We start from the raw sequence: 14,413 nt of genomic DNA, 5'->3' as shown, positions 1-14,413 counted from the left end.
CTATAAATGTTATACACCACATACAAATAATACCTGTATGCGCCATACAAGCCCCCCCCCACCAAATGGACCCAGAAGGGAACCTCAAAGCTTTATCGTCCCGGTAAAACAAGCGCTGGTGAAGGGGAAACCTTTGAGCATAAAAAAAGCTGCTGTTGAATTCTGGCATCAGGGCCCTCGCAGAGGGAACGTCAGCCAGAATTCAACAGCAGCTTTTTTTATTGCCTTATTTCCGCAGAACTACCTGTTATACTGAGTTTGATAGTACTTCTGATAGTTACCTGAAGTAACATTCTCTAACCACTCGTTGTTCTCCAAATACCACTCTACCGTCTTCTCTAACCCTTCTTCAAACTGTAAGCTTGGTACCCAGTTCAATTTCTCCTGTAATTTTGTAGAATCTATTGCATAACGTAAATCATGTCCTGCGCGGTCGGTTACAAAAGTGATCAGTTTAGCAGATTCACCTTCTTCACGTCCTAATTTTTTATCCATGATTTTACACAGTAAATGGATCAGGTCAATGTTTTTCCATTCGTTATGGCCACCAATGTTATAAGTTTCACCGGTTTTAGCTTCATGGAAAATTACATCGATTGCACGCGCATGATCTTCTACCCATAACCAGTCACGGATATTCTCTCCTTTACCATATACTGGTACCGGAAGGCTATTCTTGATATTATTGATAGCTAATGGGATCAATTTCTCAGGGAAATGATGAGACCCGTAGTTATTGGAACAGTTTGAAATCACGATATCGATACCATAAGTATCATGGTAAGCTCTTACGAAATGATCTGAACTTGCCTTAGAAGCTGAATAAGGGCTATGTGGATCATAACCTGTAGTTTCTGTAAACATTCCTGTATCACCTAAAGCACCATAAACCTCATCTGTGGATACATGATAAAAACGTTTGGTCTGATAGTCACCTTTCCAATATTCTCTTGCAGCATTAAGCAGGTTCACTGTGCCAATTACATTCGTCATCACAAATGCTGTAGGATCTGTAATAGATCTGTCCACATGAGATTCTGCTGCAAGATGGATTACGGCATCAAAGTTTTCCTGCCTGAACAATGAATTGATTTCTTCTGCGTCAGTAATATCAGCCTTTACAAATTTATAGTTTGGGTTGGCCTCTATATCTGTTAGGTTGGCAAGATTACCCGCATAAGTTAATTTATCCAGGTTTACAATCTGATAATCAGGATATTTATTAACGAATCTTCTCACTACATGAGAACCTATGAATCCTGCACCTCCTGTTATTAAAATCTTCTTCATTATTTTTATATTATTCTTTGATAGGTATGTTATACTTCTTTTGGCAGCCCCAATTCTGATGCCGCCTTCGTCAAGTCGTGTTTTTCCAGTTTTTTCAGGACTATATTAAACTCTTCTTTCTGATCATACTGCAAATCTTCGTGCAGCTTCTGGTATTTTTTATATAAAGCCAGTGTTGTTCTCAAAAAATAAGTTTTCAGCCGGTCATTAAACTTAGCCAAAGGCGATAAGACACTTTCATTATAACCGGCAGGTATATTTTTCAGCAGGTACAATCTAAGCTCTGCTTCTGTATTCAGATCTTTAGTCACTTTATAGTGATGGTTAACCCTGCCATTCAGCTTTCTGAAAATGAGCAATGCGTCTTTAGATGTTGCTTTTCTCATCCCATCCAGCATTTCTACTGACTCGTCAATCTCCTGTTTGAGTAACTGATGCCTTTCTTCCAGGTCAGACTCATCTTCCAGTAACTTAAAATGGAGATGCTCTGTCAATACTTTATCTTTTGCGATCAGACGAAGCAATAACTTATCCTTTTCTTTCTCAGGGATTGCTGTTATTGCTGCTTTAAGGTCTTTATGATCTTTTAATAACATTTAAAAGGGATTATCTTTGATATAGTTTTCCCAGGCCCATGCCGAAGACATCATTTCATCAATACCAAGTTCTGCTTTCCAGCCCAGCTGATCTGCTGATTTGGTCACATCTCCCCATACCTGCTCAATATCACCTTCTCTTCTCGCACCTATGGTATAATTTAACTGAGTACCTGTAGACTTCTCAAAAGCACCGATAATTTCCAGTACTGAACTGCCTTTACCTGTTCCTAAATTAAATACTTCATAATTACGCTCCGCTTTTCCGCTTTCCATACGCTTAATTGCAGCAACATGGGCTTTAGCAAGATCTACCACATGAATATAATCTCTGATAGCACTTCCATCCGGTGTATTGTAATCATTTCCATAAACAGTAATCGGGCCACGTTTACCAATGGCTGATTGTGTAATAAAAGGAATCAGATTTTGAGGTACACCAATTGGCAGCTCACCAATAAGGGCTGTTTCATGAGCGCCTACCGGATTAAAATAGCGCAGGGAAGTCACTTTTAATGATGGCGTAACGGCACAGGTTTCAGTCAGAATTTCTTCTGCTATCTGCTTGGTATTTCCATAAGGTGATTCTGCTTTTTTAACAGGCGCATCTTCTGTTACCGGTAATTTATCCGGCTGACCGTAAACGGTACATGAAGATGAAAATACCAGGTCTATTTTACTATCAAAAGCGTTAATCAGATTGATTAATGAATAAAAGTTATTCCTATAATACTTAAGTGGCTGTTGTACAGACTCTCCTACTGCTTTATAGGCAGCAAAATGTATAACCCCGGTAATTTCAGGGTGGTGTGCAACAAATTCGTTTACTTTCGCCTCATCACAAAGATCAAGCTCAACAAACTCCGGCTGCTGACCGAGAATAGTTTCCAGTTGTTTAAGGATTCTTCTGTTGGAATTGGAAAAATTATCCACCAGAATTATTTCGTAACCAGCATTAATCAATTCAACTGCAGTATGAGACCCAATGAACCCTGTTCCTCCTGTAACTAATATTTTTGCCATTTTTAATTATCGGTTATAAGTTGTGAAATCTTTATGTTCTTTATTGATAAGTGCTTCTGCCGGCAGGCTTTTGAAATATTCGTAAGTAATTTTCAAACCTTCCGCACGGTTTATTTTAGGCTCCCAGTTTAATAAAGCCCTTGCTTTAGTAATATCCGGTCTGCGTTGTTTAGGATCATCTACAGGCAGATCTTTGTAAATAACCTTTTGCGTAGTACCGGTAAGTTTGATGATCTCCTCTGCAAATTGACCGATTGTGATTTCATCAGGATTTCCAATGTTCACCGGCTGCGCATAATCACTTAGCAGTAATCTGTAAATCCCTTCTACAAGGTCATCTACATAACAGAAAGAACGGGTTTGTGAACCATCACCGAAAACGGTTAAGTCTTCCCCTCTTAAGGCCTGTCCGATAAAAGCTGGTAATACACGTCCGTCATTCAGACGCATTCTTGGACCATAAGTATTGAAAATACGTACAATACGTGTTTCTAGTCCGTGAAAAGTATGGTAAGCCATAGTCATCGCTTCCTGAAAACGCTTTGCCTCATCATATACACCTCTCGGGCCTACAGGATTTACATTTCCCCAATATTCTTCTGGCTGAGGATTAACGCTTGGATCACCATATACTTCTGAAGTAGAAGCAATAATCATCCTTGCCTTTTTATTTTTCGCCAGCCCTAAAAGATTATGTGTTCCTAATGAGCCTACTTTTAAAGTCTGTATCGGAATTTTTAAATAGTCTATCGGACTTGCTGGTGAAGCAAAATGAAGGATATAATCCAGTTTACCCGGCACATATACAAATTTAGAAACATCATGGTGAGAAAACTCAAAGTTCTCTAATGCAAAAAGATGCTCTATATTTTGCAGATCGCCTGTAATCAGGTTATCCATTGCAATGACATGATAGTCTTCTTTAATAAACCTGTCGCATAAATGCGATCCTAAGAATCCGGCTGCACCGGTAATCAATACTCTTTTACGCTCCATTAATCTACCAGTTTACGGCCAATACTATTATAATAATATCCCAAATCAATCATCTTCTGTAAATCGTATAGGTTACGACCATCGAAAATAACTTTGTTGGCTAATTTCTCTTCCATCCTTTCGAAATCCGGGTTACGGAAAACTGACCATTCTGTAGCAATCAATAAAGCATCCGCACCTTCAAGTGCATCATACTGATTAGCAGCATAAGTTACCTTATCTCCGATTAATGCTTTTACATTTTCCATTCCCTCAGGATCAAAAACAGTAACTGTAGCTCCTTGTTTAACCAGGTCATCAATAATATATAAAGCCGGCGCTTCACGGATATCATCAGTTTCAGGTTTAAAAGCCAGTCCCCACAAAGCAAAATGCTTGCCTTTCAGGTTGTTTTTGTAATAAACAGACAGCTTATTTACCAATACTGTTTTCTGTTTCTCATTGATCTCCATGACGGCTTTAAGAATCTGGAAATCATATTTATTTTCTTCGGCCGATTTTGCCAGTGCCTGAACGTCTTTAGGGAAGCATGAACCTCCGTAACCTATACCTGGAAAAAGAAAGCGTTTTCCAATTCTGTCATCAGAACCGATTCCTTTACGTACTGAATCCACGTCAGCGCCAACAAGCTCACAAAGATTAGCAACTTCGTTCATAAAGGTAATCTTGGTCGCTAAAAATGAATTTGCAGCATATTTGGTCAGCTCAGAAGATTTCTCGTCCATAAAAAGGATAGGATTTCCCTGACGTACATATGGTCCGTATAATTCGGCCATTAATTTCTGCGCCCGGTCACTTCTGGTACCTATTACCACACGGTCAGGTTTCATAAAGTCTTCTACAGCCACACCTTCACGCAAAAACTCAGGGTTAGAAACCACATCAACCTGAATATTTGTATGCGCTGCAAATACGGCCTGTACTTTATCGGCCGTGCCAACCGGAACCGTCGATTTATTAACAATTACCTTGTACTCTGTTACCAGTTTGGCAATGTCTTCGGCTGCACCCAGAATATAAGATAAATCAGCTGCACCATCTCCTCCCGGAGGCGTCGGCAAAGCCATAAAAATGATCTGCGCAGAGGCTACCGCCGCTGCCAAATCAGTAGTAAAGGTTAATCTTTTTTGTTCAATGTTTCTAAGAAATAACACATCTAACCCTGGTTCATAAATGGGTATTTCACCATTTTGCATTTTCAGGACCTTTGCTTCATTGATGTCAACACAAATTACAGTATTACCTGTTTCAGCAAGACAAGTCCCTGTTACAAGTCCAACGTACCCTGTTCCGATTACGGCAATTTTCATATATATATTTTAAAATATTTTTAACTCTTTTAAATTAATAGTATCCTTTAAATTCAACTGATCAAATTTCAAACAGGCCATCAGATACATCCTGCTAAAGCCTAACGACTTAACATATAATCAGAAAATTTTAAATTTTAATCAAGTATCTTCGGCTAAGATAATAAATAAACGACAAAATGCTTTTGCTTTATAATTTTGGTATTGCGCTTTACAGGATGATTATATACATCGCTTCATTCTTTAACCTGAAGGCTGAATTATTCTTGAATGGCAGGAAAAACATCTTTAATGTTATCGAAAAACAAATAGATACTAAGCAAAAACATGTTTGGTTCCATTTTGCTTCTCTGGGTGAATTTGAACAGGGAAGGACCGTTTTAGAAGAACTCAAAAAAAACTATCCGCAGAAAAAGATTGTAGTTACTTTCTTTTCTCCTTCAGGTTATGAGATCCGCAAAAATTACGCAATAGCTGACGGCGTTTTTTATCTGCCGCTGGATACCGAAAGCAATGCAAAAAAACTGATAGATCTTATTCAGCCGGAAATAGCCATTTTCACTAAATATGAATTCTGGTATCATTATTTTCAATTGCTGCAGGAAAGGAAAATACCATTACTGATCATCTCCGGAATTTTCAGGCCCGGTCAGCTCTTTTTTAAATGGTATGGTGGTTTTTATCGCAGCATGCTCAATTGTGTAACTCATTTCTTTGTACAGAATACAGAGAGTGTTGAACTGCTTCAAGGATTAAATTTCAAGAATGTAAGCCTGAGTGGTGATACTCGTTTTGACAGGGTGGCTGAAAATGTATTGACCGTTAAGCACTTGCCGCTTATTGAAGAATTTTGCGGAAAAGCCCCTGTTTTTATTGCAGGAAGCACATGGCCGCAGGACGAACAGCTGGTTACCGCTTTGATAGCAGCTTATCCGCAGTGGAAATTTATCATTGCACCGCATGAAATTGGCCCGGCTCATATAGATCAACTCCTTAAGCTGGTTCCCGGAGCGTTACGCTATACGCAATTGAATACAAAAAGCCCTCAGCCTGATAGCCAGGTCATGGTAATTGATAATATTGGTTTACTTTCTTCTATTTATCAATATGGACGCGTAGTTTATATTGGCGGTGGCTTTGGCGTAAGTATACATAATACACTCGAAGCAGCAGCTTTTGGTTTACCAGTAATATTCGGGCCTAAATATGATAAGTTTCAGGAAGCAAAAGATTTGCTGAGTTTAAATGCGGCAATTACGATCAGCTCAATGGCCGAACTTTCTGCAGCTTTTAAGAAACTGCAGAAAGATACGAATGCCGGGCCTGCCGCTAAGAAATATGTGCAGGATAAAACAGGGGCTACCAAACAGGTCCTAACCTACCTGGAGCAATATATTTAAGAGATAAAAATCAGGGCAGATTAATTCTGGTGCTGATCTTTAACCATTTTTACTAAGGTAGCGATCCACTGCGGGTGATCATTTAAACTGGAAACCAGTTGTACTTCTTCACCTCCCAGTGCTTTGAATTCTTCACCGTATTCAACAGTTACTTCATAAAGTGTTTCCAGACAATCTGCAACGAAAGCCGGGCAGAACACTAAAAGTCTCTTTTTACCTTTGGCAGCTAATTCTTTAAGCACATCGGTAGTATATGGTTGTACCCACGGCTCTTTTCCTAACCTGGACTGGAAACATACAGAATAACGGGTTGCCGGGATATTCAGTTCTGCTGCGATCAGCCTTGCTGTATCATGGCATTGTGCAGAGTAACAAAATTTGTTGACATCTGTTAAGGTAGCACAGCAATCAGCTGATTGAAGACAGTGCTGACCAGAATGATCACATTTCTTTAACTGGCGCTCTGGTAATCCGTGAAAGCTGAATAAGATCTGATCGTAGGTTTCTGGCTGATACTTTTTCGCATTGTCCGCAAACGTACTGATCATCATTTTGTTATCATGAAAAGAGTTGACGAATGATACCGGCGGAATGGTTTGCCATTTGCCAACAATCTCCATCACCTTCTGGATAACAGATCCTGTACTTGCAGATGCATACTGAGGAAATAACGGGATAACCTGGATGCTTTCTACCAGAGCAGCTTTCATTCTGTCTAATGCCGACTCAATAGAAGGGTTCTGATAACGCATAGCCAGTTCTACATGATATTCAGCTCCTAATTGTTCCTGAACCAGCGCAACCTGTATTTTACTATAATATAAAAGAGGTGAACCATTTTCATCCCAGATTTCTTTGTATAGTTTAGCAGTTTTTGGGCTACGGAAAGGCACAATAACACCTTTTACTAATAACGTTCTGCTCAATGTGCTGATATCGATAACACGCTCATCCATCAAAAACTGATCAAGATATCTGCGTACATCTTTTACTTCCGGACTGTCCGGAGTTCCCAAATTCACTAATAATACACCCTTTTTTCCCATAGTTGATATAAAGAATCAGCCCAAATATAAATCAGGGCTGGTTTCTGTGACAAATATACATTAATGCTTAATGTGCCTTAAAACGGCTTTTGAATAATTACTTTTTAATGATGAACAGCACTTTGATTAAAAAGACTCCAGTTTTGCCTTCACCTTTTCCATTAACCACATAGGTGTAGAAGTGGCTCCGCAAATACCGACTTTATCATTTTGACTAAACCACGAAAGATCCAGTTCTTCTATATTGGAGATGAAGTAAGAATGATCGTTATACTTTTTACATACATCATAAAGTACTTTTCCATTTGATGATTTTTTACCTGATACAAAAATGATCCTGTCATAATTAACTACAAAGTTCTCCAGATCTTCGTACCGGTTAGAAACTTGTCTGCAGATCGTATCATTAGCCTTCACTTCATATCCACGGCTTAGTAACTGCTCTTTGATATGATAGAATTTATCAGTGCTTTTAGTGGTCTGGCTGTAAAGCGTAAATTTACCTGGCAAATCTACATGGTCAAGCTCCGCTAAATCCTGAAAAACGATAGCATTACCATCTGTTTGTCCCTGTAAACCGATTACCTCTGCATGACCGTGTTTTCCAAAGATTAAGATTTGCTCTTTATCATCATAAGAGTTCTTAATCCTGTTCTGTAATTTCAACACCACAGGGCAGGAAGCATCAATTAAAATCAGGTTGTTTTCCAGTGCCAGCTGATAAGTGGAAGGCGCTTCTCCATGAGCCCTGATCAGTACCTTTTCATTGTGCAGATTGTGCAATTGTTCATGGTCAATAATCCGCAGGCCTTTATCGGTCAGGCGTTTTACTTCTTCGTCATTGTGGACAATGTCGCCAAGACAATACAAATATTCTTCTTCTGCTAAAATATCCTCAGCCATTTCTATAGCATATACTACCCCGAAACAGAATCCTGAGGCTTTATCTATCGTTACAGCTAAATCGTATTTCATTTATTTATTGTTTTTTCAGATGAACCCCAGCAATAACCTTACTAAAGCATTGATAGTACAAAATTACGTAAAAAGTTGTCATATCAATAACACTTATTTTTTATGCGGCTGACCGCTATTCAGGATTCTTGAAAAAATGGCCTGAATTAAAGAGATCACCAGGAAGATCATTTGTATAGGGTGGAGTAACACATTCCACAGTGGATTTTGTCCTGATAGAAAAGAAATCATGACCCGGCTTAAAAAAATCAGTCCAGCCGGAAGGATCAATAACCTGTAATCATAATCGACCATAAGAAACAATGGCCCTCCTACTACCAGGATAAGATAAAGTAAAGCAACAAAAATATTGTTACCGAAATTCCTCAATAAACGCTGACCTGTTTTTTTGATTAAATCGGGTTGGTAGTCTGAAATATAACTATAAATCAAATGATTACCCAACAGGGTTTCAGCCCTGAAATGTTCTTGTTTAACCGCTTTAACGATCTCCAGTGCTTCGGGCATTTCCCCTTTCTGTCTGCGGTGCCATTCATATTTTTTATAGACCGAAGCATCGAAAAACATGCATTGATTGGTACCCGCAGAAAATGCAGGACTGGAAAACAGGCGCACCAGTCTTAATGGAATTAAATTCAGTAATACAAAATTATGCAGCGGAAGCAGACAATAATTCAATAAACCGGTAATAGACTGGGTAGGGATAATATTAAGAAGGGTCAGGTTAAAAACTTTCGTTCTGTAGATTAAACTATTAATCAGTCCATTTTCAATAATAGTATGTGTGCCCAGAAATAGAAAGTAAGCACCTGTTGCCTCATCTTCGGCAAAACCAGTTCTTTCTTTTCTCAGTCTGAAACGCTTGTCTTCAGCACAAAAACTCACCAGTTCTGCCAGTTGCTCTGCATCTTTATGCCGCTGAATGATAACTTCTATATCTTTATAGTCCTGCTCTTTAATTGCATATAATAATTCAATCAGGCCATTTACATCGGGCGCAGCCTCAATCAGTATCGATACCCGATCATTGAAACGCCTGCCATAAACACTCAGCTTTGGATTAGACAGAAAATTAAATACGGATACAGAGAAACGAAGGACAAGAAAAATAAGGATGATATATATTAAAGTGATTACAAGCATACTAGCTTAAATAAACACCATCCTCCTGTCCTTCGACATCTAAAACTACATCTACATGTTCTTTTAAAACAGTAGCCATCTGCAAACCTACAAAATCTGTTGCTACCGGATATATTTTATGGCTTCTGTCTACCAGCACCACGGTACGGATCTTTTTATGTGGCGTATTTAAGAAAACTCCAAAGCCATAAGCCAGGGTTTTACCACTGTTTAAGACATCATCAACCAGGATAATTACTTTATTTTTTACTTTAGCAGGCTCCAGATCTGTTGTTGCTTTCAGACAGCTATTCTCTTTTTCCAGATCAATTCTAAGCATCGTAACTGTAAGATCTGAGATCTCCATTAAAACAGATTTCAGTCTTAATGCAAGTTTATACCCTCTGTCCCAGATACCTGCAAGTACAATTTCCTTCTCATTTAAATTATCTTCCAGTATCTGATAAGCCATACGGTTGATTTTTTGCTGGATCTGTTTTTTATCCAGAATAAGTAATTGTGAATCTGCCATCTAAATTATGATTGTTTTAAGGGATAAAAAGAAGGATTTATTAGCTCAACCAAATATCAGAAAAATAATTTCAAAATATTGCAACGTTTATGGTCTCTGTGCGTCTAATTTGTATAAACCAATAAAACCATTCATATGAAGTCTAATTTTTTACTCAAACCAACTCTGCTTTTACTGATCACAGCCACGTTCAGTACCCTGACTTTAAAAGCACAGGAGACTAAAAACATAACATTAAACAATGTATCAGGAGTAAGCGTGCATGCTGGCATTGATCTGTTTATCACGCAGGGAAATTCGGAATCTGCTAAAATCATTGCAAATAGTGATGTGATCAATGAGGTGGTTGTTGAAAATTCAGCAGGCAATGTAAATGTGACCTGGAAAAACAATCAAGGCACAAATAACTGGAAAAATAAAAGTGCAAAAGTATACATTACTTATAAAAAGCTTAATAGCATAGCTGCAAGCAGCGGAAGTAGTTTAAAGACTGAAAACACTTTAAAAACAGATGCATTGGATGTGAAAGTTTCTTCGGGTGCGAATCTGACTGCAAGCATCGCTTGTAAAGATGTGCAGGTAAAAACCAGCAGTGGTGCAAATGCTACACTAAGTGGAACAGCAACCAATCTGGATGTAAAATCAAGTTCAGGAGCTAACTTAAAAGCTTTTGATTTAACGACTGATTATGCAAATGCAACTGCAAGTTCAGGAGCAGATATTAAAATTAATGTAGCAAAGGGGTTAGAAACAACTTCGAGCAGTGGTGGCAGCATCCGTTATAAAGGAGGTGCAAGCTTAAAAAACAACTCTTCAAGAAGTGGGAGTGTCAATAAAGCCGATTAATAAATCAATTGAGTTTTTGTTTAAACCCCTGACTTTATTGCCATTAGTCAGGGGTTTTATATTTTTACAGCTTGCTATTTAATTCTATAGGGATAGAAAATGAAATTGGCCCCTTCGGGAACAATAACAAATACACACATAAAATCTTCTGGTTTTTTGTAATTTTTCAGGAAAAGTTCTTTAAGCTCAGGCTTGATAATCCCCTTTTCGATAAACTCTTCTACCATCGAAGCCTGAATAGTCCAGTTGGTATTCAATTCTTCTTTATTTAAGATCATTTCCCCTATTGATACCGTGTGCTGGTGTGCAACAAATATCGGATTCAGGGATACACCTTCGGCAATAATCTCTAAGGCAATTTCTCTGATAGAATCAGCATAGAGTTCCAGGTCTTTTTCCAGACTTACCAGCGGACTGACCTTTTTTTCGCTTTTCCCCTCTTCAGGCTGCTGAGGTAATAACTCTTCTATATCCATCTCTATATTCTTATTTGATCAAGTTTAATAAAACAACATTTTCTACGTGTTGTGTATGCGGGAACATGTCAACTGGCCTGATACGGCTCACTTCATATTTCTCTTTCAGTAAAGCCAGATCCCTTGCTTGTGTGGCTGCGTTACAGCTTACATAAACAATTTTCTCTGCTTCCATTTCTAATAAACGCTCTACCACATCTGTATGCATTCCTGCACGTGGCGGATCGGTAATTACGACATCTGGTTTACCATGTGCGGCAATAAAATCTGTAGTCAGGATATCTTTCATATCACCGGCATAAAAAACAGTATTCTCTATGCCGTTAAGCTCAGAATTGAATTTAGCGTCTTCTATCGCCGTTGGTACATATTCTACCCCTATAACTTGTTTTACACTGCCTGCAATAAAGTTTGCAATTGTTCCGGCACCTGTATAAAGGTCATAAACCAGTTCATCACCTTTAAAACCAGCAAACTCTTTAGTTATTTTATATAACTCATGTGCCTGTAAAGAATTGGTCTGATAAAATGATTTCGCCCCGATCTTAAATTTAAGACCGTTCATTTCTTCAAATATATAGTCCCTGCCTGCGTAAGTAATTACTTCCTGGTCAAAAATAGTATCGTTCTTTTTCTGATTCAGGATGTAAAGCAATGAGGTTATTTCAGGGAAATTACTTTTCAGATGCTCCATTAAACCATCTACCTGCTCCTGTTCTGCATAAGCGAAAACAACAACAACCATCACCTCTCCTGTCGAAGAAGTACGGATAATTAAATTTCTAAGGCTACCCTCATGGTTACGCAGATCGTAAAAACTTAAACCGTTTTTAAGTGCATAACCCCTAACTTCATTTCTTAAAGTATTGGAAGGTTCTGCCTGCAGGTAACAGTGCTGGATGTCCAGGATTTTATCGAAACGCAGTGGAACATGGAAGCCCAGGGCATTCATCTCCAGATCGTCACGATCGGTCATGTCCTGAGAGTTTAACCAGCGTTTGTTGGAGAAAGTATATTCCAGCTTGTTACGGTAATATTTATTTTCAGCGGAACCCAGAATCGGCTCCATAGATGAGGTATCCACTTTTGCAAGACGCTGTAATGCAGCCTCAACATTCTTTTGTTTAAAGTGCAATTGGGCATCATATTGCATGTGTTGCCATTTACAGCCACCACAAGTACCAAAATGTTCACAAAAAGGATCTGTTCTTAAATCTGAAGCCGTGTGCAGTGTTTCAATAACTGCTTCTGCAAAATTCTTTTTCTTTTTTACAATTTTGACATCAACGATATCGCCTGGTACGGCTTTATCCACAAACACTACTAATTCATCGGCTTTGGCTACTCCTTTGCCTTCTTCAGCAATATCAATAATACTTAAATTGGGCAGGATTGTAACCGTTCCAGCTTTTCTATTTCTACTCATTCTGCTGCAAAGCTAAAACTTGTATTTAACAGTTCCTATTTTTTTTAGCTTACGAAGCTAAGATGACGCTGTTTATATGGATAATTTAGGCATAGCGATTTCCTATGGAAGCATAAATACAACCATCCTATAAGAAATTACTGTTCAGCTTTTAATCCCGAAAACCTTTAGGATTAATCCAAAAAGGCCGTCTTCAAGATTAAAGCTGACATCGAACTTCTCATCTACCAATATCGAAATCTCTAAAACCTCTTTGCTCATTGTAAATGATGTTACAAAGTAAATATAGAGGTTTATATACCGAAAACCAAATTGGTATATACACTTGATATTAACAAATTATCAACAGATTCTTTAGTAATCCAGAAATGGTTTAAAGGGCTGCTTTGACTAAAAAAGGCAGCATTTCTTTTTGGAAACTCACAAAGTTCTTACGAACATCGGAGTCACTCACCGAGGTGAAGGCGAAAGAAAAGACAATACTCTTACTTGCTTTTAATAAAAAGGCTAATCCCTCTCTTCTGGAAGGGTTATTTTTAAAATGGTCCAAACCAAGATAAGCAGAAAGTAAAAGTGACTCCAGCTGGTCTGAAAGATGTTTAAGGAATTCTTGTGAATTGGCATTTTCCCGGACAAAATCCCATCCGATAAATTCGTTGCAAACGGTATAGGTGAGTCTGCAGGTCTTCATCACCAATGCCTTCAAATGTTCTTCCTCATCCACAAACTGAGCTTTGTTTTTTAATATTTCATGCAGATTCAGGTCAAGATAATCCATCAGAATGGCATCTAACACCTGTTCTTTGCTTTCAAAATACTTATAAATGGTTGCTTTAGCTATTCTGGCCTTTTTTGCAATTTCATTTACGCTGGTCTTATGATAACCGTACTTTCTGAATAATTCTTTGGCAGCTCTAATGATGCTCTCTTTAATTTTTTCTGGTTCCATCAATTAGTTACTCGGTAATTATTTCCTGAAATGGTTATACTATATGTCCTCAATGCTACTTTAGCAGGCGCTTTTGTGGGTGTGCCATCCAATAATGAATATTTCGCGCCTGAGCATGGGTCAACCACAGTGTAAGCATTTTCCAGTGTTACAGCACATTTCTTTTCCGGATTTACGGTACTGCAGCGGTCAAATGCTTTATACGCATAACCACCACCACCCGCATCAATGTTATAGGCAATAATTATACCCGCAACACCATATCCATCTATAAAAATTGCACCGTTCGCTTTCAGATCTGATAATTGTGCCGGAGTAAAAAACCCGCTCAGATTTATGCCTACATTAGGCACCTGGTTCGTCTCTTTTCCGCAAGCAGAAAATAAGAAAAGTACTAAAAGAAAACCTGCAATTTTACCCATATGA

General features: G+C 38.4%; 15 protein-coding genes. 2 read left to right on the top strand and 13 right to left on the bottom strand.

All coding sequences use genetic code 11. The annotated features are described in order from the left end of the window. Nucleotides 1-240: 240 nt before the first annotated feature. The 5 genes from rfbB to HDE68_RS22525 are packed head-to-tail and all read right to left on the bottom strand — an operon-like array spanning nt 241 to nt 5,215. A complete protein-coding gene (gene rfbB / locus HDE68_RS22545; RefSeq protein WP_183884491.1) occupies nt 241-1,290 on the bottom strand; it encodes a dTDP-glucose 4,6-dehydratase in 1,050 nt (349 codons plus the stop codon). A 29-nt stretch (nt 1,291-1,319) separates the two neighbouring features. Further along, a complete protein-coding gene (locus HDE68_RS22540) occupies nt 1,320-1,886 on the bottom strand; it encodes a hypothetical protein (protein ID WP_183884490.1) in 567 nt (188 codons plus the stop codon). Then, complete coding sequence (gene galE, locus HDE68_RS22535) at nt 1,887-2,909, bottom strand: UDP-glucose 4-epimerase GalE (RefSeq protein WP_183884489.1); 1,023 nt, start codon at nt 2,907-2,909, stop codon at nt 1,887-1,889. Between the two features lie 6 nt (nt 2,910-2,915). Further along, nucleotides 2,916-3,905 (bottom strand): UDP-glucuronic acid decarboxylase family protein, encoded by a 990-nt coding sequence (locus HDE68_RS22530; RefSeq protein WP_183884488.1) that lies wholly within the window; start codon nt 3,903-3,905, stop codon nt 2,916-2,918. Beyond that, on the bottom strand, nt 3,905-5,215 hold the full coding sequence (locus tag HDE68_RS22525; protein ID WP_183884487.1) for a UDP-glucose dehydrogenase family protein: 1,311 nt from the start codon (nt 5,213-5,215) through the stop codon (nt 3,905-3,907). The genes HDE68_RS22530 and HDE68_RS22525 overlap by 1 nt, the downstream gene beginning before the upstream one ends. Before the next feature lie 179 nt (nt 5,216-5,394). Here HDE68_RS22525 and HDE68_RS22520 point away from each other — a divergent pair, with 179 nt between their 5' ends. Continuing rightward, nucleotides 5,395-6,615: a 3-deoxy-D-manno-octulosonic acid transferase gene (locus HDE68_RS22520; protein WP_183884486.1), complete on the top strand. Its 1,221-nt coding sequence runs from the start codon at nt 5,395-5,397 to the stop codon at nt 6,613-6,615. A 20-nt stretch (nt 6,616-6,635) separates the two neighbouring features. Here the strand turns inward: HDE68_RS22520 and hemH are convergent, their stop codons facing one another. The 4 genes from hemH to HDE68_RS22500 all read right to left on the bottom strand — a co-directional run bounded on the left by hemH (nt 6,636) and on the right by HDE68_RS22500 (nt 10,290). Beyond that, nucleotides 6,636-7,661, bottom strand: coding sequence for a ferrochelatase (hemH, locus tag HDE68_RS22515; RefSeq protein ID WP_183884485.1), 1,026 nt, complete (start codon nt 7,659-7,661; stop codon nt 6,636-6,638). Between the two features lie 126 nt (nt 7,662-7,787). Beyond that, complete coding sequence (locus HDE68_RS22510; RefSeq protein ID WP_183884484.1) at nt 7,788-8,636, bottom strand: 4-hydroxy-3-methylbut-2-enyl diphosphate reductase; 849 nt, start codon at nt 8,634-8,636, stop codon at nt 7,788-7,790. 93 nt (nt 8,637-8,729) lie between these two features. Further along, nucleotides 8,730-9,779 (bottom strand): glycosyltransferase family 2 protein, encoded by a 1,050-nt coding sequence (locus HDE68_RS22505; protein WP_183884483.1) that lies wholly within the window; start codon nt 9,777-9,779, stop codon nt 8,730-8,732. 1 nt (nt 9,780) lies between these two features. Continuing rightward, complete coding sequence (locus HDE68_RS22500) at nt 9,781-10,290, bottom strand: phosphoribosyltransferase family protein (protein ID WP_183884482.1); 510 nt, start codon at nt 10,288-10,290, stop codon at nt 9,781-9,783. A 135-nt stretch (nt 10,291-10,425) separates the two neighbouring features. Between HDE68_RS22500 and HDE68_RS22495 the strand changes: the two genes are divergently transcribed. Then, on the top strand, nt 10,426-11,136 hold the full coding sequence (locus tag HDE68_RS22495; RefSeq protein WP_183884481.1) for a head GIN domain-containing protein: 711 nt from the start codon (nt 10,426-10,428) through the stop codon (nt 11,134-11,136). 74 nt (nt 11,137-11,210) lie between these two features. On the opposite strand, the gene HDE68_RS22490 is transcribed toward HDE68_RS22495, so the two are convergent. The 4 genes from HDE68_RS22490 to HDE68_RS22475 form a co-directional block, all read right to left on the bottom strand. After that, entirely contained in the window at nt 11,211-11,612 is a 402-nt protein-coding gene (locus HDE68_RS22490; protein ID WP_183884480.1) for a hypothetical protein, read from the bottom strand. Nucleotides 11,613-11,622: 10 nt separating this feature from the next. After that, nucleotides 11,623-13,038 (bottom strand): 23S rRNA (uracil(1939)-C(5))-methyltransferase RlmD, encoded by a 1,416-nt coding sequence (rlmD, locus tag HDE68_RS22485; RefSeq protein WP_183884479.1) that lies wholly within the window; start codon nt 13,036-13,038, stop codon nt 11,623-11,625. 373 nt (nt 13,039-13,411) lie between these two features. Next, on the bottom strand, nt 13,412-13,987 hold the full coding sequence (locus HDE68_RS22480; RefSeq protein ID WP_068406893.1) for a TetR/AcrR family transcriptional regulator: 576 nt from the start codon (nt 13,985-13,987) through the stop codon (nt 13,412-13,414). Continuing rightward, a complete protein-coding gene (locus tag HDE68_RS22475; protein WP_183884478.1) occupies nt 13,987-14,409 on the bottom strand; it encodes a Rieske (2Fe-2S) protein in 423 nt (140 codons plus the stop codon). Before HDE68_RS22475 ends, HDE68_RS22480 begins: the two co-directional genes overlap by 1 nt. Nucleotides 14,410-14,413: the final 4 nt, after the last annotated feature.

The sequence above is a fragment of the Pedobacter cryoconitis genome (assembly GCF_014200605.1).
In the GTDB taxonomy this organism is placed as follows: Bacteria; Bacteroidota; Bacteroidia; order Sphingobacteriales; family Sphingobacteriaceae; genus Pedobacter; species Pedobacter cryoconitis_B.
Note: the sequence above shows the minus strand (reverse complement) of the source record. Positions and strands in the feature narration are given on the sequence as shown.